This window comes from Bacillus sp. MN7755, assembly GCF_054771475.1.
The window spans coordinates 170,728-194,645 of record NZ_BTRL01000021.1 but is presented as its reverse complement, the minus strand read 5'-3'; the positions used below and the strand labels follow the sequence as shown (position 1 = coordinate 194,645).

At 33.0% G+C, this 23,918-nt stretch carries 35 protein-coding genes; 22 read left to right on the top strand and 13 right to left on the bottom strand.

The window, feature by feature from the left end; all coding sequences use genetic code 11:
• Positions 1 to 203 precede the first annotated feature (203 nt).
• The 15 genes from ACYVEC_RS23675 (at position 204) to ACYVEC_RS23605 (ending at position 12,495) form a co-directional block, all read left to right on the top strand.
• A complete protein-coding gene (locus tag ACYVEC_RS23675) occupies positions 204 to 815 on the top strand; it encodes a hypothetical protein (RefSeq protein ID WP_460508589.1) in 612 nt (203 codons plus the stop codon).
• A 20-nt stretch (positions 816 to 835) separates the two neighbouring features.
• Positions 836 to 2,083 carry a glutathionylspermidine synthase family protein gene (locus ACYVEC_RS23670; RefSeq protein WP_063221549.1) on the top strand — a complete coding sequence of 416 codons (1,248 nt, stop codon included), beginning with the start codon at positions 836 to 838 and terminating at the stop codon, positions 2,081 to 2,083.
• A gap of 216 nt (positions 2,084 to 2,299) precedes the next feature.
• Positions 2,300 to 3,100 (top strand): BA2930 family N-acetyltransferase, encoded by an 801-nt coding sequence (gene aacC / locus ACYVEC_RS23665; RefSeq protein ID WP_142332774.1) that lies wholly within the window; start codon positions 2,300 to 2,302, stop codon positions 3,098 to 3,100.
• 12 nt (positions 3,101 to 3,112) lie between these two features.
• A complete protein-coding gene (locus tag ACYVEC_RS23660) occupies positions 3,113 to 3,802 on the top strand; it encodes a phosphopantothenoylcysteine decarboxylase domain-containing protein (RefSeq protein ID WP_063221547.1) in 690 nt (229 codons plus the stop codon).
• Positions 3,803 to 3,939: 137 nt separating this feature from the next.
• Complete coding sequence (locus tag ACYVEC_RS23655) at positions 3,940 to 4,413, top strand: tetratricopeptide repeat protein (RefSeq protein WP_000400626.1); 474 nt, start codon at positions 3,940 to 3,942, stop codon at positions 4,411 to 4,413.
• 12 nt (positions 4,414 to 4,425) lie between these two features.
• Positions 4,426 to 5,475 (top strand): hypothetical protein, encoded by a 1,050-nt coding sequence (locus ACYVEC_RS23650; protein WP_199677834.1) that lies wholly within the window; start codon positions 4,426 to 4,428, stop codon positions 5,473 to 5,475.
• Positions 5,468 to 5,962, top strand: coding sequence for an NUDIX hydrolase (locus ACYVEC_RS23645; protein ID WP_063221545.1), 495 nt, complete (start codon positions 5,468 to 5,470; stop codon positions 5,960 to 5,962). The genes ACYVEC_RS23650 and ACYVEC_RS23645 overlap by 8 nt, the downstream gene beginning before the upstream one ends.
• A 102-nt stretch (positions 5,963 to 6,064) precedes the next feature.
• Positions 6,065 to 6,574 (top strand): ribonuclease FAU-1 family protein, encoded by a 510-nt coding sequence (locus tag ACYVEC_RS23640; RefSeq protein WP_063221544.1) that lies wholly within the window; start codon positions 6,065 to 6,067, stop codon positions 6,572 to 6,574.
• Positions 6,575 to 6,782: 208 nt separating this feature from the next.
• Positions 6,783 to 7,373, top strand: coding sequence for a TetR/AcrR family transcriptional regulator (locus ACYVEC_RS23635; RefSeq protein ID WP_063221543.1), 591 nt, complete (start codon positions 6,783 to 6,785; stop codon positions 7,371 to 7,373).
• Entirely contained in the window at positions 7,370 to 8,098 is a 729-nt protein-coding gene (locus ACYVEC_RS23630; protein WP_063221542.1) for a hypothetical protein, read from the top strand. Before ACYVEC_RS23635 ends, ACYVEC_RS23630 begins: the two co-directional genes overlap by 4 nt.
• Before the next feature lie 227 nt (positions 8,099 to 8,325).
• Positions 8,326 to 9,081, top strand: a complete 756-nt coding sequence (locus ACYVEC_RS23625; protein ID WP_063221541.1) for an ABC transporter ATP-binding protein — start codon at positions 8,326 to 8,328, stop codon at positions 9,079 to 9,081.
• Between the two features lie 15 nt (positions 9,082 to 9,096).
• The gene (locus tag ACYVEC_RS23620) at positions 9,097 to 10,083 is read left to right on the top strand and encodes an aliphatic sulfonate ABC transporter substrate-binding protein (RefSeq protein ID WP_063221540.1); all 987 of its coding nucleotides are present in this window, start codon (positions 9,097 to 9,099) and stop codon (positions 10,081 to 10,083) included.
• A 16-nt stretch (positions 10,084 to 10,099) separates the two neighbouring features.
• Positions 10,100 to 10,948: an ABC transporter permease gene (locus ACYVEC_RS23615; protein ID WP_063221539.1), complete on the top strand. Its 849-nt coding sequence runs from the start codon at positions 10,100 to 10,102 to the stop codon at positions 10,946 to 10,948.
• Between the two features lie 74 nt (positions 10,949 to 11,022).
• Positions 11,023 to 12,135, top strand: a complete 1,113-nt coding sequence (gene ssuD, locus ACYVEC_RS23610; RefSeq protein ID WP_063221538.1) for an FMNH2-dependent alkanesulfonate monooxygenase — start codon at positions 11,023 to 11,025, stop codon at positions 12,133 to 12,135.
• A gap of 267 nt (positions 12,136 to 12,402) precedes the next feature.
• Positions 12,403 to 12,495 (top strand): putative holin-like toxin, encoded by a 93-nt coding sequence (locus tag ACYVEC_RS23605; protein WP_001289320.1) that lies wholly within the window; start codon positions 12,403 to 12,405, stop codon positions 12,493 to 12,495.
• A 228-nt stretch (positions 12,496 to 12,723) separates the two neighbouring features.
• On the opposite strand, the gene ACYVEC_RS23600 is transcribed toward ACYVEC_RS23605, so the two are convergent.
• Positions 12,724 to 13,545 carry an HNH endonuclease gene (locus tag ACYVEC_RS23600; protein WP_063221537.1) on the bottom strand — a complete coding sequence of 274 codons (822 nt, stop codon included), beginning with the start codon at positions 13,543 to 13,545 and terminating at the stop codon, positions 12,724 to 12,726.
• A gap of 149 nt (positions 13,546 to 13,694) precedes the next feature.
• Between ACYVEC_RS23600 and ACYVEC_RS23595 the strand changes: the two genes are divergently transcribed.
• Positions 13,695 to 14,780 (top strand): AI-2E family transporter, encoded by a 1,086-nt coding sequence (locus ACYVEC_RS23595; RefSeq protein ID WP_000837885.1) that lies wholly within the window; start codon positions 13,695 to 13,697, stop codon positions 14,778 to 14,780.
• A gap of 241 nt (positions 14,781 to 15,021) precedes the next feature.
• Here the strand turns inward: ACYVEC_RS23595 and ACYVEC_RS23590 are convergent, their stop codons facing one another.
• From ACYVEC_RS23590 to ACYVEC_RS23560, 7 genes are read right to left on the bottom strand one after another with little or no spacing between them, the layout of a single operon-like run.
• Positions 15,022 to 15,162 (bottom strand): YrzI family small protein, encoded by a 141-nt coding sequence (locus tag ACYVEC_RS23590; protein WP_063221536.1) that lies wholly within the window; start codon positions 15,160 to 15,162, stop codon positions 15,022 to 15,024.
• A 25-nt stretch (positions 15,163 to 15,187) separates the two neighbouring features.
• Positions 15,188 to 15,328, bottom strand: coding sequence for a YrzI family small protein (locus ACYVEC_RS23585; protein ID WP_000669812.1), 141 nt, complete (start codon positions 15,326 to 15,328; stop codon positions 15,188 to 15,190).
• Positions 15,329 to 15,353: 25 nt separating this feature from the next.
• On the bottom strand, positions 15,354 to 15,497 hold the full coding sequence (locus tag ACYVEC_RS23580; protein ID WP_063221535.1) for a YrzI family small protein: 144 nt from the start codon (positions 15,495 to 15,497) through the stop codon (positions 15,354 to 15,356).
• 26 nt (positions 15,498 to 15,523) lie between these two features.
• A complete protein-coding gene (locus ACYVEC_RS23575) occupies positions 15,524 to 15,667 on the bottom strand; it encodes a YrzI family small protein (protein WP_199677831.1) in 144 nt (47 codons plus the stop codon).
• Between the two features lie 25 nt (positions 15,668 to 15,692).
• A complete protein-coding gene (locus ACYVEC_RS23570; RefSeq protein ID WP_199677830.1) occupies positions 15,693 to 15,836 on the bottom strand; it encodes a YrzI family small protein in 144 nt (47 codons plus the stop codon).
• Between the two features lie 28 nt (positions 15,837 to 15,864).
• Positions 15,865 to 16,008, bottom strand: a complete 144-nt coding sequence (locus ACYVEC_RS23565) for a YrzI family small protein (RefSeq protein WP_063221534.1) — start codon at positions 16,006 to 16,008, stop codon at positions 15,865 to 15,867.
• Between the two features lie 27 nt (positions 16,009 to 16,035).
• A complete protein-coding gene (locus ACYVEC_RS23560; protein ID WP_063221533.1) occupies positions 16,036 to 16,176 on the bottom strand; it encodes a YrzI family small protein in 141 nt (46 codons plus the stop codon).
• A gap of 440 nt (positions 16,177 to 16,616) precedes the next feature.
• Between ACYVEC_RS23560 and ACYVEC_RS23555 the strand changes: the two genes are divergently transcribed.
• The 6 genes from ACYVEC_RS23555 to ACYVEC_RS23530 all read left to right on the top strand — a co-directional run bounded on the left by ACYVEC_RS23555 (position 16,617) and on the right by ACYVEC_RS23530 (position 19,960).
• A complete protein-coding gene (locus ACYVEC_RS23555) occupies positions 16,617 to 16,787 on the top strand; it encodes a hypothetical protein (protein WP_080468307.1) in 171 nt (56 codons plus the stop codon).
• 125 nt (positions 16,788 to 16,912) lie between these two features.
• Entirely contained in the window at positions 16,913 to 17,293 is a 381-nt protein-coding gene (locus ACYVEC_RS23550) for a GntR family transcriptional regulator (protein ID WP_063221532.1), read from the top strand.
• Positions 17,290 to 18,162: an ATP-binding cassette domain-containing protein gene (locus ACYVEC_RS23545; RefSeq protein WP_063221531.1), complete on the top strand. Its 873-nt coding sequence runs from the start codon at positions 17,290 to 17,292 to the stop codon at positions 18,160 to 18,162. Before ACYVEC_RS23550 ends, ACYVEC_RS23545 begins: the two co-directional genes overlap by 4 nt.
• Entirely contained in the window at positions 18,159 to 18,830 is a 672-nt protein-coding gene (locus ACYVEC_RS23540) for a DUF4052 family protein (protein ID WP_063221530.1), read from the top strand. Before ACYVEC_RS23545 ends, ACYVEC_RS23540 begins: the two co-directional genes overlap by 4 nt.
• A gap of 32 nt (positions 18,831 to 18,862) precedes the next feature.
• Positions 18,863 to 19,342 carry a cytochrome c biogenesis protein CcdC gene (locus tag ACYVEC_RS23535; protein ID WP_063221529.1) on the top strand — a complete coding sequence of 160 codons (480 nt, stop codon included), beginning with the start codon at positions 18,863 to 18,865 and terminating at the stop codon, positions 19,340 to 19,342.
• Between the two features lie 117 nt (positions 19,343 to 19,459).
• A complete protein-coding gene (locus ACYVEC_RS23530; RefSeq protein WP_060631241.1) occupies positions 19,460 to 19,960 on the top strand; it encodes a 2'-5' RNA ligase family protein in 501 nt (166 codons plus the stop codon).
• Between the two features lie 15 nt (positions 19,961 to 19,975).
• Here ACYVEC_RS23530 and coaW read toward each other — a convergent pair whose 3' ends face one another.
• The 5 genes from coaW to ACYVEC_RS23505 all read right to left on the bottom strand — a co-directional run bounded on the left by coaW (position 19,976) and on the right by ACYVEC_RS23505 (position 23,916).
• Entirely contained in the window at positions 19,976 to 20,806 is an 831-nt protein-coding gene (coaW, locus tag ACYVEC_RS23525) for a type II pantothenate kinase (protein ID WP_275719251.1), read from the bottom strand.
• Positions 20,807 to 20,898: 92 nt separating this feature from the next.
• The gene (locus tag ACYVEC_RS23520) at positions 20,899 to 21,297 is read right to left on the bottom strand and encodes a 3-hydroxyacyl-ACP dehydratase FabZ family protein (RefSeq protein WP_063221527.1); all 399 of its coding nucleotides are present in this window, start codon (positions 21,295 to 21,297) and stop codon (positions 20,899 to 20,901) included.
• A 56-nt stretch (positions 21,298 to 21,353) separates the two neighbouring features.
• Positions 21,354 to 22,553 carry an LL-diaminopimelate aminotransferase gene (locus ACYVEC_RS23515; protein WP_063221526.1) on the bottom strand — a complete coding sequence of 400 codons (1,200 nt, stop codon included), beginning with the start codon at positions 22,551 to 22,553 and terminating at the stop codon, positions 21,354 to 21,356.
• 532 nt (positions 22,554 to 23,085) lie between these two features.
• Positions 23,086 to 23,448, bottom strand: coding sequence for a hypothetical protein (locus tag ACYVEC_RS23510; protein ID WP_063221525.1), 363 nt, complete (start codon positions 23,446 to 23,448; stop codon positions 23,086 to 23,088).
• Between the two features lie 165 nt (positions 23,449 to 23,613).
• On the bottom strand, positions 23,614 to 23,916 hold the full coding sequence (locus ACYVEC_RS23505) for a hypothetical protein (protein ID WP_063221524.1): 303 nt from the start codon (positions 23,914 to 23,916) through the stop codon (positions 23,614 to 23,616).
• Between the last annotated feature and the right edge of the window lie 2 nt (positions 23,917 to 23,918).

Sequence of the window (23,918 nt, the reverse complement as noted above, 5' to 3'; positions counted from 1 at the left end):
CTTGACAGGGGTCACTCCAGTATTAGGTCGTCTTTTAATTTATTATAGTATGTATAATATAATAATAGTTCGTTTTTATTTAGGGAATAAAAAGCAAAAGATGCAAATGTGCATAAAAGGTTTAGTTTGAAAACATTAATATTTACATTATATAATAAAGTTATCTGGAAAAATATAGATAAAAGAAATTAGGTGTATAACACATGAGAATGGATAAAAGTAAATTTATAAAAATTGCTACTTCAATAGGGGTGTCATCTTTTTTATTAACTGGCTGTGGTGATTATGAAGAAGAAACTGCACAGAAAGAAAGTACTGCTGTTAAAACAGATGGTGCAAAGCAAGGGAATGAACAAGAAAATTTAAATTGTGATGATAAAACTCCTACTAATGAAAATGTAGAAAATGATGAGTTATGTAAGGAATTTAATTCGTCATTTTCATCGTATCATGAAAACTCACATTTACCGATACTTCCATTCGTAGCAGGATATTTATTAGCAAGCAGAACTTCAAATATGAATTTTACAGCAAAACCAAATGTAATGAAGAAACCGTATGCAAATAATGTTATTCCATATCGTGAAAAAGACGAACGTAGAACTGGTGGCAGCGGTGGTGGAGGGTATTACGGTGGAACTAACAGTAACAACAACAACTCTTCCAATAAAGTGGATTTAAATAAACAACAGCCAAATCCAACAAATAAAGTGACGCCAGATACAAATACGCCGAAATCATCTACGACACAAACACCAAAAGTGAATTCTGGTTCCAGTGGAATTGGGAACGCAAAAGCGCCAGCTGGATCATAATATGAAAGGATAATAGAACCATGTATACAGAACAAGAACAGAAAGAGTATATGAAAGTATGGTTTTCTCTTGCAGAAGAGGCTGGTCGGAATGGATTTACTTGGCCGAGTCTATTAGAGAATGATGAATGGAACCAATATATGGCAACAGGTATGTATCGTATGCCAGTAAACACATATACTGCTATTTCAAAAGCGACAGAAGAAATCATGTACGTGTTATATAGAACGTATCAATATATTGTAAATACGACAGAAGATTTTCAAAAACTAGGATTCCCAGCTGAAACGTGGGAAATTGCGAGAATGAAACATACTGGTTTGTTTTCATATTTTACAAGATTTGACTTTATCGTAAACGGTGAAGATATAAAGTTAATAGAAGTAAATTGTGATACACCAACAGGTTATTTAGAACCGTCTGTCGCTAATGAAGTGTTGTGTCGTTATCATGATGTAAATCATCCAAACCATATAGAAGAGCATATAGTGCAGGCATGGGAACAAATTAAACATGACTATAGTATAAATCCTAGAGAAACGATATATTTTACTAGTTATGATTGGCACGAGGAAGACCATCAAACAGTACAGTTTTTAAGAAACTATTGTTTAGATCAATCAACAGATTATATAGGAATACAAGATATCGTCGTTGCAGATGATGGTATATATACGCCAAATGGTGAACGAATCCATTATTTATATAGACTATATCCAATTGAATATTTAGTTTCAGATACTGATAAAAACGGGAAAAGAATTGGACTCCAGTTTTTAGATCATATAGCGCAAGGAAGAGTGAAAATCATTAATCCACCGGCTGCTTTTCTTATGCAAAATAAAAGTATACTCGCATTAATTTGGCAACTTTACGAAGAAGAAGTTTTCTTTGAGGAAGAAGAGCGAGGAATCATTCAGAAATACTTCCTACCAACATATTTTACAAATAAACCATTTATAGAAAAAAATGAATCATATGTTTCTAAACCTTTATACGGCCGTGAAGGCGGAGGGGTATCTATATACAAAAATGATGAACTATTAGCTGAAGATAAAACAGAGTATTACTTTGAACAACGGAAAATATATCAGCAATATATAGAAATGCCTGACTATACAATTGACACATGGGATGGTCCATATACCGGTAAACTATTAATTGGGTCACACTGCATAAGCGGAAGAGCCGCAGGGTTATTTTTACGTGTAGGTGAGAAAATAACAGGAAACTTATCGATGTTTACAGGGGTTACAATTGAAGGGTAAATGAAACAAAGAGCTTATCATTTTTGATGAGCTCTTTGTTTCTATATAGTGTTATTATTGTTTGGATGTAACGCCTTCATGTTTCTTCTTTTGTTATATAAAATCAATATATTACCATTTTTTACGTAGATGAAAATGATTAAGTTAAAAATTAAGAAAAATATGATAATATATGTATGTAGTAGTTTAAAATAAAATGGGGGAACAATCGTGAAAATGAATGACATAGTGGCAAGTACACAATTGCCAAATACAATCAAAACAATTACAAATGATTTAAGAAAATTAGGGTTAGAAAAAGGGATGACGGTTATTGTGCATTCTTCGCTAAGTTCTATCGGCTGGATATCTGGTGGAGCGGTTGCGGTAGTTGAAGCATTAATGAAAGTTGTTACAAAAGAAGGAACAATCATTATGCCAACGCAATCTTCAGATTTATCCGATCCGAAACATTGGTCAAGACCGCCTGTACCTGAAGACTGGTGGCAGATTATCCGTGATAATGTCCCAGCGTATGATCCACGAATAACACCAACAAGAGGCATGGGGGAAATAGTTGAATGTTTTCGTACATATCCGAATGTAGTTCGTAGCAATCATCCATTAGGGAGTTTTGCTGCATGGGGAAAACACGCAGAAGAAATAACGATAAATCAGTCACTATCGATGAGTTTAGGAGAGGAATCTCCATTAAGAAAAATATATGATTTAGACGGGTACATATTATTAATTGGTGTTGGCTATGATTCCAACACGTCTGTACATTTATCTGAAGTACGTTCTGGTGCATGTGAGTTAATTAAAGTGGGGGCACCTATTATAGAAAATAGTGAAAGAGTATGGAAAGAGTTTGTGGATATGGATTACGATTCTGATAAGTTTGTAGAAATCGGAGTAGCGTTTGAGCAAAAAGGTACTGTAACAATGGGGAAAATAGGAAACGCAAAGTGTCGTCTTATGAAACAACGAGATATCGTTGACTTTGGGACAGAATGGTTTCGTAAGAAAAATCAGTAAGGGATGGTTACAATGAAGGGGAAAAAGGTATTAATTACAAGTGGTGGTTGTTTAGAAAAATGGGACCAAGTGCGTGGTCATACGAATATGGCAAAAGGAACAATTGGAAGAATAATTGCTGAAGAGCTTATAAGTAAAGGAGCGCATGTTATATATTTACACGGTTATTTTGCCGAGAAACCAAACGATATAAATAATCAATTAGAATTACACCCATTTGAAGGAATTGTTGATTTACAAGATAAAATGAAAAGTATCATTACGCATGAAAAGGTTGATGCAGTCATTATGGCAGCGGCTGGATCAGATTGGATTGTGGACAAGATTTGTGATCAAGATGGGAATGTTCTTGATATGAATGGAAAAATTTCAAGTGATATAGCGCCAATTATTCATTTTCAAAAGGCGCCGAAAGTATTAAAACAAATAAAAAAGTGGGATCCAGAAACAGTGCTCGTAGGCTTTAAGCTTGAAAGTGATGTAAATGAAGAAGAACTGTTTGAAAGAGCAAAAAATAGAATGGAAGAAGCAAAGGCGAGTATAATGATTGCGAATTCACCACATTCTTTATATTCGTGCGGAGCGGTACACTACGTAATTGGACAAGACGGTAAAGGGAAGCTATGTAATGGGAAAGATGAAACAGCGAAAGAAATTGTCAAAAGGTTAGAAGTACTATGTAATCACATTACTGCTTTTTAATTTTAAGTATTTGGATAAGAGTAAATCCGCATAGTATATATAGGTAAGCGAAACTTTAATTTATGGGAATTTTACTTTTACACAAACGTTAAACATTCAAAATGGATACATAGAATAATTGGTGAGGAGTGAATTCTATGGAACATTTATTAAAGCAAGCTATTAAACTCCGGAAAGAAAAGAAATATGCGCAGTCTAAAGAGATACTCATTGGATTAACAAACTTTACGAGGGATGCAGAAGTACTTTATCAATGTGCCTGGATACATGATGTAATGGGTCTTGAAACAGAAGCTATGCCATATTATGAACAGGCAATTGCAAACGGTCTTGAAGGTGAGTCACTTTGCGGCGCATATATCGGCCTTGGTAGTACATATCGTTGTATAGGGGAGTATGACAAAGCAATTACTGTTTTAGAAACAGGTTTACAGCAGTTTCCAGATAACGATGTGATGAAAGTATTTTTGTCATTAGCAAAATATAATGTAAACGATCATGAATCCGCGATGAAATTACTACTTGAAACAGTCGTAAAAGTAGAAGAAGTTAAAGAATTTGAACGTGCTATTTCATTTTATAAAGACCATTTAAACGAGGTTTTTAAATAGAGGAGTGGACGTATGAATGTCACACTTTCGCTAAGGCGAAAAGGTATCTGGATTGGACTCGTATCTTTAATCTTGTTATCAAACTATTTATTATATGCTCTTCCGATTGTACCAGCTACTCCGAAAGAAGTTGTTCTTGGATCATTATTAGATTGCATGTTTGTAATTCCGGTCATTACGTATTTCTTTATTATTCGAAAAAGATACTCGTTAACGTATATATTTCCTGTTGTAATAGCTGGTTATATATTTGCAAGATTTATTATTCCAAGCGATTATTTACAAGCTTTTTCATACGTTTCTTATATTATAGTAGCAGGAGAAATTGCTTTTGTATGTTTAGAGTTATTCCTTCTATATAAAATTGTTAGAAAGCTTCCTACCATAATAAAAAAATATAAAGAATATAAAAGTGAGTATTCTTCATTTTCTTATGCAATTGATGCTGCGTTTGACGCTACTATGAAAAGAAATAAATTAATAGATATTATTGTAACGGAGTGTAAGTTAATCTATTATGCATTTTTATCGTGGCGTGAAAAAGTACCAGAAGGTGAATCCGTATACTCATATCACAAAAAGACTGGTGCAATAGGTGTATATATCATGATCATCCATGCGACCTTAATAGAAAGTATCGGTTTTCATTATTTGTTTCATCAATGGAATCCAGTAGTAGCATGGGTGTTACTTATTTTAAACGTATATGCAATGTTTTATTTTTTAGCTGAAATACAAGCAATGCGTAAAAATCCAATTATTGTTGCGAAAGAAAAAATAATTATTCAAATTGGATTAGGAAAGAAAATTGTTTTACCATTTTCACAAATAGATAAAATTGCGTTTTATAAAGGCGAACCTTTAAAAAAAGAGAAAGAAGTTCTTGACGCAACGGTGATGGAATTTATAAAGGAACCTCCAACATTTGAAATAACGCTAAAAGAGCCAGTGAAAGCACAATTGTTATATGGATTTTCTAAAACAGTAAGTCGTGTTCACTTAAATGTTGATGAGGAACGGAACTTTTATGATGTGGTAACGGAGAAATTGAACCATGAATAATGCTACTAATTTTCATCGTGCGTTTGGTGTGTACGGCATTTGTATCGAAAATAATAATCTATTAGTAATCGATAAAATTAAAGGGCCATATAGAAATCGGTATGATCTACCTGGTGGTAGTCTAGAAGATGGGGAATCATTATTAGCTGGACTTCATAGAGAGATTAAAGAAGAGACCGGTCTAAAGGTAACGGTAGTAAAACAAATAGCTACAGTTGATTTTCAATATCCTTCAAAGTTCAAGGAGTATACACATGTACATCATATCGCAGTTTTCTACGGTGTTGAAAGGTGCGGAGGTGAATTCGTAGTACCGGAACAATTTGAAGAACAAGATTCATCAGGAGCTAGATGGATTCCTATCGAAAGCATTACAGAAGGCAATTCATCTCCGCTTGTATGTAGTGCAGTAGAGTGGCTGAAAACAAATGAGCTTCCATTAGAAGTGAAAAAATATGAAACATGGACAGTGAAAAACTCCTTCTAAATAAGAGGGGGTTTTTATTGTGTAATTGGAGACCAAACACTTCTTTATCGCTATATAAATGGATATAATTAAGATTAGAAATAGCATAAGGGGAAAAAAAGAATGAATAAATTACTAACACTTAAAAGTAAAATTGTAGAAAGAAAAATCCGGTATGACTCGACCGTAGTAGATCACACTTGCTTATTACTTGAAAAGCAGTTGCAAAGCATCGTGTTATTTCATGAGGTTCAGTATTCATTTACAATGACTACACATAGTACGAGTTTAACAATCCCAAAAGGAAGTTACACCATTGCATACTACTGGGAAGATCGTCCGTACAATTTATACATATGGAGAGATAAAAATGGAATGTATTTAGGCTCTTATTTTAATGTTGTAAAAAATACGCAAATAACAGGCGAACTAGTGTCATTTGAAGACTTAATTATTGATATTTTGGTACTTCCAAGCGGAGAATATTTTATTTTAGATGAAGATGAGTTACCTGAGCCTTTAGAGGGTTTTGAGGGTGGCTATGTGAATGAAGCTCTTTATGTATTAGAGGAAATAATTCAAAAGACGCTTCCTCAAATGATTGTAGAGACAGAAATGGTGAGGTTAAACTAAAGTGAAATTGATTTGAAAAGAAAATATGTGTTTAATGAAATTGAGTAGTCTTAAGTTATATGATCTAACTTTTTTGATAAGTCTAAGGTTAGATGTATATTTCTTGGGATTACTCTTTTTTGTGGAAACGAATATTGACTGAATATAGTTCAGTCGTTTATGATTGAATCAGATTCAGTCGCAGAGAAAACATACTAGGAGATGACGTATGAAAAGAATATCAAAAGAACCAGATATAAGAAGGCAAGAGTTAATGGATATTGGATTTGAACTATATATGAAAAATGGTATGAAAGGATTTGGCATAAAAGATGTTGTGAATCATGCTGGTGTAGCAACGGGCTTATTTTATTATTACTTCAAGTCTAAAGAGAATTTTGTTGATGAAGTATTAAATGATTTTATTGTGAAAAATATGAAGTTAATTGAAGAAATACTTATTTCTAATGAACGATCTGTCATGCAAAAGATGAAAGATTCTCTAAATATATTTTGGACATTTATCGAAAAATTAGCACCTTATAAAAATGTGAGTTCGTTTCAGACGGAACAACATTTTCAACTGGAACAGAAATTATTTACGCGAATGCAGCCATTAATTCGACAAGTGATTGAAGAAGGGGTGAAAACAGGGGTTTTTAATACTGTTAACTCATTATTAGCTTCAGGATTTATTTTATACGGTCTTAGTAGTATTGCCCATTCAGACGCGAATTTGAATTTAGATACGAAGCAAGAAATGGTTAATTTAGTATTAAATACACTACGATACGATCAAAGAGAAGGAGAATGTATATGAAGATTATAATTGATGGAAACAATATTTCGAATGAACAACTTACAAAGTGGAAAAGAGAACGTATTAAAAAAGTTTTAAATACATTAGGACATAAAGAACTGGAATTAAATGATACAGACGTTATGATAAAAAAACTAACGGAACTAAAGTTAAATTATTCATCCAATGAAATGTATGATAAGTTAAAATCTAAACTTAAATTAAGTGAAATGGGTATGCGTATTTGTACTGTTTTATCTGGCGATAGACGAAAATTTTCAAAAACAAGTATTTATTTAGATGGGATTACAGCAGAAGAAGCGATAAATGGAATTGATAGTTTTATGCTTGAACAATCAAGTGAAAATGATCAAGTGAATTTATCAGCTTGTCCTGATCACTATGTATTAAGACCCTTTGGGCAAAATGAATTAGAGGTTATCGAAACTACTGGTAATTCTCCGTTTCCAGTTCGATTTTTTATTGTTTTTGGTGACGAAACGGGATTGAAGACACCTAGAGATAAGTCTTATCAATACCAATCAACAGGTGTTGCACGTATGAAAGACGGTACTACTATTGGTGGAGTTCGACATCAATTCAAAAATACAGATACTGGTATAGAAGTAAGTCTAGTTGTAGAGTTCCCAGCACTTTGTCCTAATAGTCTTATTAAATCGCATCAAATGCATTTGGCATGTGAGTTTTCTTATTGGTTACAGTGGATTAAGGACCATAAAAAATAATTTTCAAATAAACAACAGTCAAGATGTTCAAATAAATCATACGTATGTTTTAATAAAACTGAGTTGACTTATCGGAAAAATTTGTATAATATGTACTTAATTCCATTACGTATTGCTGATTGGAGAAACCAAAGGCATTTTATCTATTGATAAAATGCCTTTGGTTTTTTTATTGCATAAATACTGAATCTGTTCATTTAGATGAATCATTTCAAGGAGGGGGAAAAGTGACTGTATCAATTGATGGAGTATCAAAATATTTTTCGAAACAAACTCGTACTGTTCAAGTATTAGAGAATATTAATTTTCAATTAGAGAAAGGGGATTTTGTTACAGTAATTGGTCCGAGTGGTTGCGGAAAAAGTACACTATTAAAAATTATTGCGGGTTTAGACAGCGATTTTGAAGGAGAAATCATTATTGACGGAGAGCGTATAACAAAACCGAGTAAGAAGCAAGGATTAATATTTCAAGAGCATCGATTGTTTCCATGGCTAACAGTGGAAGAAAATATTGCAGCTGATTTGTCATTAAAAGATAAGTATGTGAAGGATAAGGTAAAGGAATGGGTTGAAATTGTTCGGTTAGACGGTTTTGAAAAATCATATCCGAAAGAAATATCAGGCGGGATGTCACAACGTGTTGCGATTGCAAGGGCGTTGCTAAGAGATCCCAATGTATTATTGCTTGATGAACCATTTGGAGCATTGGATGCATTTACCCGAAGTCATTTGCAAGAAGTACTGCTCAACATTTGGGAACAAAAAAAGACGACAATGATATTCGTTACACATGATATAGACGAAGCAATATATCTTTCGAACAGAATTGTTATCATGAGTGCAAAGCCTGGAAAAATACATAAAGTGATTGAAAATAATTTACCTTATCCGCGTAGTAAAACTTCGGAGTCATTCCAAGAAATTCGAAAGAAAGTATTACAGCAGTTTGAACACGGGGAACTAATTCAAACAAGTATATAGGGAAAGAGTGAGTATATGTATAAAAAAATCAAAGTTCTTTCTTTTGCTTTAGCTATTTCTTTATTTTTATTTGGATGTGAAAAAAGCACAGCAAGTAATAAGAAGGAAGATGTAACAGTACAAATTGGTATTCAGCAAGGATTAAGTCCACTATTACTCGCACAGAAAAAAGGCTGGTTTGAAGAAGAGTTTAAAAAAGAAGGCGTTAAAGTGAAGTGGACAGAGTTCCAAAGCGGGCCTCCTTATTTTGAAGCAATTGCATCAAATCGATTAGACTTTGGTGAAGTTGGGAACTCCCCAGTTATTTCAGCTCAAGCAGCTGGTATTGAATTTACCGAAATTGCTAATACAAGTTATGCGAGAAAAGGAACAGGGATTCTTGTACAAAAGGATAGCAAGATTACGAGTGTCAAACAATTAAAAGGTAAAAAAATTGCTGTTGCAAAAGGAAGTAGCGCTTTTAATTTATTGTATCGAGCGCTAGATAAAGAAGGTATCAATGCGAAAGATGTAAATGTCATTCAGTTACAACCAGATGAAGCGCAGCCAGCATTTGAATCAGGATCAGTAGATGCATGGGCAATTTGGGATCCTTTCATATCGTTACATACGGTAAATAAAGGAGCGAAGGTGATTACAGATGGTGAACTATTAAATGTATCTTCTCCAGAGTTTTTAATTACGAGAACAAAATTTGCGAAAGAGCATCCAGAATTAGTTGAGAAATTCCTTAAAGTATATGAAAAAGCACGTGTATGGCAAGATGAAAACTTGGATGAAGCAATAAAAATATACACTTCTGCAAAGAAAATAGATGCAGAGATTGTAAAAGAAGTGTTTAATCACGACAAACCCATTTTAGTTCCAGTAACGAAAGAAATAATAGCAGAACAGCAAAAAACAGCGGATTTTCAATATAAGCTCGGTTCTATAAAGAAAGAAATCAAGACCGATAAAGTGGTAGATAATTCTTTCGTAGAAAAAGCGTTAAAGGCGAAATGAAGAGAGGTTTTGTAAATTGGATAATACGAAAGCTGTTATGAAACCAACGAGTATAACGATTGGTAATAACGATGTAAAGAAAGTGCGAAAGACAAAAGTAAAAGTGTTAGTAAGAGCGATTACTATACCAATTATCGTATTAATAATTTGGCAGTTAGCCGGCGTATTCGGTCTAGTTTCTAAAACAGTTTTACCAACGCCGCTAGATATATTTTTAGCTTGTCAAGAAATTATAAAAACAGGAGAGTTATTCGGTCATTTAAGTATTAGTGTATTCAGGGCTGCGGCTGGGTTCTTTATTGGTGGGAGTTTAGGAATTATTTTAGGGACAATTGTTGGGTTTTCAACGAGAAGTGAGCAATATTTAGATCCGTCAGTACAAATGTTAAGAACTGTGCCTCACTTAGCTGTTGCACCGCTTTTCGTATTATGGTTCGGTTTTGGGGAAACATCGAAAGTGTTATTAATTGCAGATGGTGCTTTTTTTCCTTTATACGTAAACGCGTTTCTAGGAATACGAGGTGTAGATTCAAAGTTATTTGATGTTGCGAGAGTATTAGAGTTTAGTAAAAGAAAATTAATTACAAAATTAATTTTACCTGCCGCATTACCGAACCTATTACTAGGAGCAAGATTATCATTAGGAATTGCATGGGTGAGTTTAGTAGTAGCGGAACTTATGGGATCTGCAGAAGGTATTGGCTATATGATAATGGATGCAAGGCAATTTTCAAATACAGATATCGTATTTGTCGGTATTATTATCTTTGCATTCGTTGGGAAGTTTTCTGATTCAATCGTACGTTTACTAGAAGTGAAGTTTTTAAGATGGCGAGATAATTTTAAAGGAGAGATAGGAAATTAACATATAAATTATTAGCGGTAATTTATATAGAGTGTTTTAATACATTTTAATATAACTAAGGGGTGTGTAAAGACATGGAATTATTATGGTTTATTCCAGCGTATGGAGATGGTCGATATTTGGGGACGACAAAAAGAGGAAGGGCCGCTGAATACGGTTACTATAAGCAGGTTGCACAAGCAGCAGATTATTTAAGGTATACAGGTGTGTTACTTCCAACTGGTCAAGGTTGTGAAGATCCATGGGTATTAGCATCGGCACTTGCAGCTGAGACAGAGAAATTAAAGTTTTTAGTAGCAGTTAGACCAGGGCTAATGTCACCGACAGTTGCAGCGAGGATGGCATCGACATTTGATAGAATCTCAGACGGAAGACTACTTATTAATGTAGTCGCTGGAGGAGATCCAGTTGAATTACAAGGAGATGGATTGTATCTTGAACATGATGAAAGATATGAAGCAGCAGATGAGTTTTTAAAAGTTTGGAAATCGACGCTGCAAGGGGAAACGATCTCTTTAGAAGGAAAACATATTAAAGTTACGGATAGTAAAGTTGTATTTCCTACGGTTCAAACACCGTATCCACCAATTTATTTTGGCGGATCGTCTGCTGCGGGTAAAGAAGTGGCTGCTGAACATAGTGATGTATATTTAACGTGGGGAGAGCCGCCAGAGCAAGTGAAAGAGAAAATAGATGAAGTAAGAAAACTGGCAGAAGACAAGGGGCGTAAGGTGCGATTTGGCATCAGGTTACATGTAATTGTAAGAGAGACAGAAGAAGAAGCATGGGAAGAGGCAGAACGTTTAATTCAATATGTAGATAACGAAACAATTGAGCTTGCTCAAAAGACATTTGCAAGATATGATTCAGTTGGTCAAAAACGAATGACTCATTTAAATAAAGGTACACGGGAGTCGTTAGAGATAAGTCCTAACTTATGGGCTGGCATCGGGCTTGCAAGAGGTGGTGCAGGTACTGCGCTTGTTGGGGATCCGTATACAGTAGCAGAAAGGATAAAAGAATATGAAGCGTTAGGAATTGATACTTTTGTATTATCTGGATATCCTCATTTAGAAGAGGCCTATGAAGTGGCGGAACTGTTATTTCCTTTATTGAAAGAAGAAAAGGAACAAGAAAAGAAAATTGTTGGCGAAATGATAGCTGATGCATTTACACTAAAAAAATAATGAGAAATAAAGTGAAACTTTAATCCTTTGGGTGAATTGTCCCAAAGGATTATTAGTTGAACCAATCGGGCATTTACAGGCAGTTTCACCTATGCTTTACTTCGTATTGTTTACTGCCTGTTAATACGGGATAAAAAAACCCGCAAGTAAATCACTTGCGGGTTTTCATCGTAAACTATTAGAAAATATGGTAAAATTAAATAGTAACTTAAGGTACGGTTGGTTGTTCAATTATCACTTCTCCGAGTAGGAGGGGGGTGATAATAAGTGAGTGAAATAGCGTTGTTATTGCAAGGTGGACTGTTTCTCGTTGCATTGTTAACGTTCGTCGTCGTTTTAATAGACAAGCTCAAAAAATAACAACCCACCTATGCCAATAGAATGTGGGTTGTTTTGTTTGTAAGAAACAAATAGGATAAATGAACAATCCAATCTGCTAAGTTACGTGGACTAGTGTGTAGCCGCACACTAGTCTTTTTTATTTATATACAATTAATAATTGGTTTATGTGATTGTATTGTTCTTTTCATACTTATTATAACACAGTGTCTTTTCATCAAGAAAGGAGACCGTATGTTCTGATTTCGATTAAATAGAAGAGGTTTTTTCTTTAAATAGTCCATCCATATACTGTTTTAAAGTTTGGATATAAAATTCCTGCCTATCTACATTATTTACGCCGACAATGGGTGATGAAAGTTCATATCTCTTTTCTGATAAATGAACGACAACGTCAAAGATATCAAATAGACGAATGAAACAGAACAGGCCATCTTTATCACTTAATAAAATAAAATAATGGTTTTCACTATTTGTATTTAATGTATTCCATAAAGAACTTTTACTTAAATCGCGAACGATGCTCTTTTCTTTTAATTCCATGAAGTCGGCATTTACTAGAATATTAGAAATATCAATCGCATCTGGATCTTCAAAATAGCCATCAACAGCTTGTACAGCGAAAGCATAAGCCATTTTTAAAATACTCATTTTGTATTTACGGTTATCTAAAAGTAATTCACGTTGAATAGAGCTAGCTACTTTCGTTACACGTTCTTCTTTCCAAATTTCATTATGTAGTGAAATATCGTGCTTTTTACATAGTTTCATAATTAATGCATTGGAATAAAGTATTTCATCACTTACTTCAACAACATCTGTCTCAGCCGCTGCAAGTTCCTCACCATGCTCATTCGTATAGAGTGGGGAGTCAATCTGTTTTTTCATTTGTTCAATCTTAAATTGACTTAATTTATGCCGAATTAAGGGGCGATCAATATTTGTTGTCATTTGTTCATGACAAGTATCACAAATTGAGTTTGTGAAATAATATCCACATAATATTTCTGGGATGACATATTGTTCACTAAGTTCTTTCGTATCTTTTCTGCAAATGATGCATTGTGTCATTTTTATCACCTTTACCTGCAAATTTGTATGTAATCTCATTGTAGTGTATTTATTGGTATTTTGGAATATTGTAAAGGAAAATATTATGTGAAATTCTTGCTTATTTTGGTACAATGAAGAGAAGTGCTAGTTTAAAGGAGGACGTTTTTTTGAAATCGAAAGTGCACTTTTGGACATTAGAAGTGCTAATGGTTGTAGCGATCATATTTATTTGCACAAAAATATCGTTTCTATTTCAACCGATTGGTATCTTCATATCAACGTTGTTTTTCCCAATTTTAATCGCGCTTTTTTTATACTTCATATTTAATCCGGTATTAGTCTTTTTGGAGGATAAAAAAGTACCTAGAAATTTAGCGATTTTACTGTTATATCTTTTTATCATAACATTAACTGCGGTTGGAGTTGGAGTAGTTGTTCCAACGATCTCACAACAGCTAATGGATTTAGTAAAAAATATGCCAGGATATATAAAAGAGGGAAAAGTATACATACAGGATTTATCCCATCATAGATTGTTTGAATGGTTATCTACACAAAACTATGTTTCCATTGAAACAATTGAAAAAAATGCAATTGAATACTTAAAGGATATACCAAACACAATAACGTCGAGTGCAACGGCTTTATTTGGTATCATAACGAATGTCGCATTAGTTATCTTTACAGTACCGTTTATTTTATTTTATATGTTTAAAGATGGACATGCGTTTCCAGGGAAAGCAGTTAGTCTATTACCTGAGTCTTACCGTGAAGAAGGACTTCGTATCATTAAGGAAACGAACGAAACATTATCTGCATATATTCAAGGGCAAGCGCTCGTTTGTATATTTGTAGGTGCTTTTACTTTTATCGGTTATTTAATTATCGATTTACCGTACGCTTTTGTTTTAGGAATTATAGCAGCATTTACAAATATAATTCCAAACTTAGGTCCATTTATCGGTGCAGCACCAGCTGTTATTGTAGGCCTGTTCGTATCACCGATGCAAGCGTTGTACGTAATTATTATCGTAACAATTGTACAGCAGTTTGAAAGTAACATCATTTCACCGCGTATTATGAGCTCAAAATTAAATATCCATCCGTTAACAATTATTATTTTAATTTTAGGGGTAGGTAACTTCGCGGGAATTATCGGAATGATTTTAGCAGTGCCAGTTTATGCAGTAACGAAAACAGTTGTATCGAACTTGGTGAGATTGTTTAAGACGAAGCGAAGTAATAGAAAATAGTATATGTTGAGAAAGATACACCGCTTTTTAAGAGGTGTATCTTTTTGTTTATTAATCAATGTTAAAAGTGTATGAATAACATTTTATTGTATATTTATTATACATTAAATGTAACGGTAAACTTGTGTGATATAACGTCTATAAAACTATGTGGAATCCCTCTGAACTATCCAAATCATTTCCTTACAACGTACTATCAACATCATAATCGACTCCTTTCAATATTTATATTTTTAAAGAATTATAGGTGAGTGTAGTAGTTGCTTCTACGATCTCGAATTTCGTCCATAATCTTTTTGTATTGTTGCTCTTGTTTTAATTCAGCTTCAGAAAGGCTTTTTTTCTGGATTGTAATTGTTAAAAAGAAAAGGTGAAACTTCATGATACATTCCTCCTTTCGAAAGGAATTATAAATGGCTACAGTAGTGACTTTGACGTTCTTTTACATCTTCCATAGCTTTATTAATTTGATGGTCATGCAATATCTCACTGTCCGAAAACTTAGTTTTTTGAATCGTGATCGTTAAAAAGAATACTTTAAATTTCATTTGATAATTCCCCTTTATAAGTTAATTAGAAAAGACGTGTGTAATAAGAAGCTTGACGCTCTTTTACGTGGTCCATAATAGATTGAATGTGTTGCTCACGCAAAATTTCCTTTTGTGAAAGCTTACGTTTTTGAATGGTGATGGTTAAAAAGAATGCTTTAAATTTCATGAAGGGATTGCTCCTTTATAAGTGATTTAGAAAAGACGTGTGTAATAAGAAGCTTGACGCTCTTTTACATCGTCCATAATGTTTTGAATGTGTTGTTCGTGTAAAATCTCATTCTGTGAAAGTTTACGTTTTTGAATGGTGATGGTTAAAAAGAATGCTTTAAATTTCATTAGATAATACTCCTTTATAAATGATTTAGAAAAGACGTGTGTAATAAGAAGCTTGACGCTCTTTTACATCGTCCATAATGTTTTGAACGTGTTGTTCGTGTAAAATCTCTTTCTGTGGAAGCTTACGTTTTTGAATGGTGATGGTTAAAAAGAATGCTTTAAATTTCATGAAGGTATTTCTCCTTAAAAATATATTTTTAATACATGTGTGTATAGTATGAAATTTTAATGTCAGTCATTTTATCAGTCAGTTGTTTTAATTGTTGTTTACGAATGATTTCAGCTTCAGATAAAGTGTTTTTCTGAAGTACAGTCGTAAAAAAGAAAATATGAAAAGTCATAAATGAATTCCTCCTTTCGAAAAGGAATTACAGGTGATCACAATAAAGTGCTTGGCGCTCCTTAACATCATTCATAGCTTTTTCAATTTGCTCATTATGAAAAATTTCATTTTTGGAAATTGTATTTCTTTGAATCGTAATACTTAAAAACAATACGCTAATAGTCATCGAATGTTGCTCCTTTCTTTAAAAAATAATGTAAGAGACTAAAAAATCGCACAAAAAAGCCACAGGAAGATATAGTTCTCCTATGGCCAGGCGTGAAAAAGCCACAGGAAAGTATACGACCTCCTGTGGCGAATTTATGAATTAATAGAAATAAAGTACGATTTTCAATTCTCCATTAGGGTGGTCGAATTCATATTTAATTGTCCAGAAAACACAGGTGCAGTTAACGCTAAAGTTAAAGCATGTAATTGTAATTTCATCATTTCCTTCGACCTCCTTTTAGAATATTTTTCTTACGTTAGTAAGTATATACAATTAATGGATAATTGTAAACATAAAAATTGAAAATTTTTAATTTTGATTAAAATGCGTATGTTTTAAAGGGATTTGATAAGTACTATTGTAATTAAAGAAATAGCGATAAAAATGTGGGATGCTAAATGAAATATATGCATCGTAATGTCATTGTTATGCTAACAATTTTTTTATTTATTACTGCTTGTTCTAGCGGAGAAAGAATAAAAGAAATATCTGATATGGAACCAAGTGATTTAAAAAAATATGCTGGGACATACGTTGGTAATAATTCAGTTGAAACTTCAAAATTTTAGAAAGAGAGTCATTCTTAAACGAATGACTCTCTTTTTTTGTAAAAGAAATTTATGGAAATAAATATTTTTATGTGGTATGGTTCATTACATAAGTAATTAACCTATGAACCTAAGGTGGTGAAATTGTGAAACCGACTCTAGAGCAAAATAAATTAATATACTTACAAATTGCAGAAACGATTGAGTCTGATATTTTAAAAGACATATTACTAGAAGAAGAACAAGTTCCATCAACAAATCAATTTGCGAAGATGTTACAAATAAATCCAGCTACTGCAGCTAAAGGGGTAAATGTATTAGTGGATGAAGGGATTTTATATAAAAAGAGAGGGATCGGGATGTTTGTTGCAAAGGGAGCGAAAGAAGTCGTACTTAAAAAAAGACAAAACACTTTTATGACCGAATATTTACCTAAAGTGTGGGAAGAAGCAAAAGTATTAGAAATATCCAAAGATGAATTGATGGATATGATTCGAAAAATTACGAAGGAGGGGAAAGAGGGATGATTGCACTTGAAACGAAGGATATAACGAAAAAATATAAAAAGAAAGTAGCTGTAAATGAAGTTACGATTTCATTGGAAGAGCATAAAATATATGGTTTGCTTGGAAGAAATGGAGCAGGAAAAACGACACTATTAAATTTACTTGCAGGCCAAATTACTTCAAGCAGTGGAAGTATATCAATATTTGGTGAAAATGTTTTTGAAAATAGTAAAGCGATGCAAAATATTTGTTTTGTTAAAGTGAAAGAAGCTGCATATTTAAATAATAAAGTTAAAGAGATTTTTAATTTATGTCACATGTTTTATAAAAACTGGGATCAAGAGTTTGCTGAAGAACTTGCTAGGAAATTTCAACTTAATTTGAAAGGAAAATACCATAAGTTATCACATGGTATGCAAACAGTTGTCGGTATTATTCAAGGATTAGCAAGTAGGGCGCCAATTACAATTTTTGATGAGCCGACTACCGGCTTAGACGCAGCAAATCGAGAGTTGTTTTATAGTTTACTACTAGAAGATTACGGTGAATATCCACGAACAATTATATTATCAACCCATTTAGTAGAAGAAATAACTCATATTATTGAAGATGTAATCATCATAAAAGAAGGAAGATTGGTTGTTCAATCATCAGTGGAAGACTTGTTACAACAAGGTCATATTATTTCAGGAAAAAAAGATAAAGTGGATGGATTTTCAATCAATAAAAAAGTAATAAATCGAGAAGTTTATGGAAATAAGGGGATTGCTGTTATATGGGAAGAATTTTCTAATGAAGATTATTACTCTCTTGAAAAAGAAGGTTTAGCAATTGATAGAATTACATTACAAAAACTATTTATTCATATAACTGGTGGTGAAGTGAAATGACGATGTTAATGAAGCAGTTGAAGTTACATATAAAATATCAGTATAAAGCCATTCTTATCTTTTGGACTGTAGCATTATTTATAAAAGGGACAATGACGGCAACTGATTTAAAGGGAATAAAGGTAGCATTTTTACACGATATCTTTAATAATTCATCAATTGCAATCGTAATGTTTATTGTGATAAGTGTGTTTCTTATTCAACTTGATATTTTCCCTACAGTCGTTTCGTTTGGTGTCACTAGGTTGCAATTCTTGATAGGTTCAATATGTTTTATTTTATTGCAATCAGCATTGTTTTCAGGTCTTCAAGTTTTATTGTTACAAGGTACATTTTATAAAACAGAACAGATAAATTTAGGATCATATGCAATTGAACAATTTTTTGTGCAGTTCATATTTTATAGTACATTAGCTTGTTTATTCCAATCATCAATTATATTTCAGAAGAGATTTAATTGGTTTGGATTAGCCTTTAGTATAATATTTTTATTCGGATTGGCTAGTACAATGTATGCAGGGATAGGAATAAAAGAATTGGTGTTTATTAATAGTAAAATGTTACTAGAAATACCTAATTTCATATCAGTTTCGATAGTACTTATTTTCATATATATTGTAATTAGCGTTCTATTTATTCGTAAGGTTTCATTTGAAGATACAATTTAAATATAATTATTTTAGGGGAGAAGGAAGAGTAAATGGGAGACACTTCCGCACTAATAACTGTCTTTTTATGCATTGCACTACTAATATTTTGGCGTCGTTATCGCTCTATGTATAAGCCAATAAAGGGCACAGGAAAACGTATTTTGTGGCCATTACTATTTTTAACTCCAGGTATTGTATGGTTTTTTGGTCCCGTACATCCAGCTATCTTACAAGTAATAATAGCAGCATTCATTGGGGGGCTTTTCGCCGTACCACTTATAGTTCTAACAAATTATGAGCGAAGAGATGATGGGAAAATTTATACGAAAAAAAGTGCTGCCTTTTTAATTACCTTTATTGCATTTGTCGTTTTAAGATATGGTTCAAGACAATTTATTGTGGATTTAGATCAACAAACGATAGGTTTATTATTTTACGTAGTTGCAGTATCGTATATTATTCCGTGGAGGATTGGTTGTTATATAAAGTTTAGAAAAGTTTGGCGAGAAAATAGTAATCATGTTATATGAAAACTTCTCATTTGAGAAGTTTTTTATTTTTACATGTAAGTAAAATAATTTGTTGAAGTGCAAGACAGTTATAGAATATGATACATATTAAAATAAGGGAAAGTAGAGAGGATAAAAATGCGTACAATTTTAGTTTTTCTAAATAATATGTCCATCGATAAAATAGAGAACATTAGACAAATACATGATCCTTTATTTGAATTAATTCCACCGCATATAACAATTGTATTTCCGTTTAAGAGTAATATTTCAAATGATGAATTAAAATCTCATATTTTGAATTTAGCAAAAGGGATAGGCAAAATTGAAATTGAGTTTGCAAATTGTATCACTAATGTAGGAAACTATTTGTATTTGGAAGTGGAGAGAGGGAAAGAACAGATAGAAGAATTACACGCTAAATTATATACAGGTCCTTTGCTACAATTTTTGAGAGCAGATATTCTATACATACCGCATGTAACAGTGGGAAGAAAAAGTAGTGAGGAGTTAGCTGCTAAAGTAGCCAAGGATATTCGTAGTTTACCTGAAAAGTTACAATGTGTAATTGATAGAATTAGTGTAGAGCGAATTGGAGAGGGTGGAGAATCAATTATTGAATTTGAAGTACCGTTGTAAAAAAGCTGACAAAAGTCAGCTTTTTTTATTCGTAGCATGAAGTAAAGCACCAATCGCACCGCTATTACCACCATCTCGTAAAAAGATTGGTGTTTTATTTTGATATTTTGTGTAGCTACTAATAATATTTTGAAGGTGTACATTATTACATAGAGTCGAACCAATATAAATAATATGGTCAATGTTTTTTGTTTCGGCGAATTGAAGGCTTAATGCAGTAACGACTTCACCGACAAGTCCTTGTACAGTAGCAATTATATCTGAGCTATTATAATTTGAGTCTGTAATAGTGGCTTTACCAAAATTGCTTGCAGTTAAACTATTATCAATAGGAGAGAGAATACCACCATAAATATCTCCAACCGTAATATCTAGTTCTTTTCTTGATCCTACTTTTGTTAAAGGAATCACATCTTCAAAATGATCTATATTTGTTAACAATTTTGAAAGCCCCATAATAGTACCGCCACCAACACCGGTTCCACCAGCGCGAATATATTTGTCATTATAAACGTAATGAATGGAAGTACCTGTACCAATATTCGTTAAAATAAAGTTGTTTATATCATATTTTTCTTTTTTTAATATGTATTGGACACCTACAAGAGTAGCTTCAAATTCGTTTAGTTCTACTATTTTATATGAGTCTGAAAGTAGTTGCTGTAATTGTTTCGCTTTACCACCCGTAATACATATTTGTTTTATACTAGTTTGGTTCTTAAGCCAATCTAGTATTTTATCTTGTTCATTTGAATAAAATTTTTCAAAAGCTAATTGCTTTTTTCCGTTCAAATAAGCAATTTTTGTTAATGTTCCTCCAGCATCGATACCGATAGTACTTTCCATTTGCCTGCTCCTAACTAAGTAATTTGTTTACTCTGTTCATGTTGATGAGACGAATTTGTAGGAGATAGATACCCTGGTGAATGAAAACGTCTTTATTCTGCTTGATATATTAATAGCTTTTCTATCGTTACAATCGGCTGATTATTAACGGTTGCGGTGCCTTTACCGAGAACAAAACCTCGGCGATTGCGAGTTAGTTCATAATGTAAATCAAGTTTATCACCCGGATATGCTTTTTCATGGAACACAACCCCGTCTAGCGAGGAGAGGAAGCCTAGTCCTTCAGATTCGCTTGTATGTACAAATGCACTAAGCTGAGCAAGTGCTTCTACAATTAACATATGAGGCATATGTTTTTGACTATCATTTATAAACCATTCGTTATTTGTAAGGAGTTTATATCCTGTAACGGATTCACCTTGTTTTACATTTGTTACTTTATCAATCATTAAAAATGGATAACGATGGGGAAGGGTGTCTTTAATATGCATATGAAAGTACCTCCAATGGATAATACCCCTGCTATAGTTAAGCAGGGGAGTTGCAATTAATTTTTAACCAATTCTTCTGCCTTTTCAAGAGAAAAAATACCACTATTTCTAATGTTTTCAACAACTTGTTGTAAAACTGCTTTATCTTGAACGAGTGCAATGCGTACAAAGCCTTCACCGTGAGGTCCGAATGCATGACCTGGTGTGACAACGACATTTGCACGATCCATTAATGCATAAGCGAAGTCTATAGAAGTCCAGCCTTTTGGAATTTCAGCCCAGACGAACATACTACCAGCTGGTTTATCGACATTCCAGCCAAATGTTTGGAACCCATCGACTAAAGTATCTCTACGTTCTTGATAAATACCGCGGTTTTTCTCACAAAAAGCAGCGCCATTTCTTAGTGCAGCACATGCTGCTTTTTGAATTGGTAAAAACACTCCGTAATCTGTATTTGATTTAAACTGAGTAAGCGCACGAACAATTTCTTCATTTCCAATCATATATCCGATACGACTACCTGCTAAACTATAACTTTTTGATAAAGAGTTGATTTCTACGCCAACTTCTTTAGCGCCAGGTACAGAGAGGAAGCTAATTGGTTTATTACCATCAAAATAAAATTCAGCATAAGCAAAATCATGGACAACAATAATGTTATGCTTTTTCGCGAATGCAATTACCTCTTTAAAGAAATCTTCATGAGCCATTGCTGGAACAGGATTCCCTGGGAAGTTTAAAATCATCATCTTCGCCTTATTGGCGATTTCTACAGGGATAGCTTCTAAGTTAGGTAAGAAATCATTTTCTTTCTTTAAAGGCATGTAGTAGGATGTTGCACCAGCCATTTGAATGCCTGTTTCATAAGCTGTATATCCTGGATCAGGAACTAATATAATATCTCCCGGATTCGCATAAACCATAGGTAAATGAACGAGTCCATCTTGTGACCCCATTAATAATAAAACTTCTTTATCGGCATTTAAAATAACGTTATGAGTATTGTTGTAATATTCAGTAACAGCTTCGTGAAATTCTTGAATACCACTTAATGTGTATCCATAGCTTTCTTTTTCACTTGCTGTATGTACCATTTCTTCTCTTACAAAATCGGCAGGCGGCATATCAGGATTCCCGATACTTAAATCAATCATTTTATGACCTGCTGCAATTTTTTCTTTTTTATAGGCCCCTAATTCACTAAATATAGAAGATTGGAATGCTTTCATTCTAGTTGCTAACGTGTAAGTCATCAAAACCCCTCCTAAAAACAGTGTTTTCTTTCTGCGTTTTTAATTATTCTGAAAACACATGGTTACATTTTATCATTTTTTTATGAAAATTAAAACGATTGACAAATTTAGAGGGAGGATTCGTCTTTTTTGAAAGGGGCGCAGTAAATAAGAATCGGTTAACTGAACTGTCTATTATATCTTTCTATACTGTTTAGGATGTTTTATAGTTTTTGTTGAGTATTTCCCGCATATTTTGGATAAAAAAGAACACGAAAACGAGGCCTATTATACCACTAAGCCAATAGTATGAATTTCCTGTCGTGAATTTTTCATAAAATGAAAGTGCATTCCATAGGATTAGGATAATGGAACAGATTGTTGATACAATTAATGAATTTAAACTTCTCAAAAAAAGCACTTCGCAGTAAAAAATGTTATTATATAATATTACATTTAAATTAAAAGATTTAAAAGAGGGAAATGTTTTTGAGAAAGCTTTCTAAAGTAAAATAACGCAGAAAATATTTTCTGCGTTTTATATGGAGTGTAATCATTTCTTTTTATATGTACATAATCTTTCCACTGCATAAAAGTATACATTTAATGTACTATCAACAACTTTTATAGTTTGATCCGACGTAAATGAGTTACCATAATCAATATGATACACATTAGAATCCTTTACAAATGAACCTTTGTATAAATCTTCTTTTTTCTTTGTTGTTTGCATTTCCACTAAATTTTGAATGATTTTTTCTTTCTTTTCTTCTTTTACAACTGTTTCAAATTTATAAAATGCAGGACAAAGACCATTTTTGTTGTCAACGACTTCCCAAGAACCGTAAATATCATTATTGCTACATCCACAAAGTAGCATGATGAATATTGGAATAATTAATACAAACTTTTTCATTTTGTGCTCCTTTCTTTTCATTTTCATTTAACGTGCGAATCCGATAGGGATATTGTAATAAATAAAGTTTAAATTTTTATAAAGAATTATTTAATTTCACATAAAAATTTAGAGGGAATTGAATAAGCATGAATCTAGTGTAAAGTCAGATTCATGCCTAGTGTGCTATCTTATGTTTTGTTTTTTGTGGATAAATGAAGCGGATAGAAGAATGACAATGCCATTTAAAATATATATATTTACAATAGAAAATATTAGGTTGCCTGCTCCAAAACTAGCTTTATTGAATATAGAAGTGAAAGCTGAAGTAGTCAAAAAGATAATGGGAGTTAACAGTAAAAATATGAAACCTGCCACAATTCTTCTTTTAAAGTTATGTTGAGAAAGGGAAATGGCTAAAAAGTTTAGGATGCTAAACATAGCAATTACAAAGAGAAGGATAATAACTAGCTGTACGCCCTCAGACATTT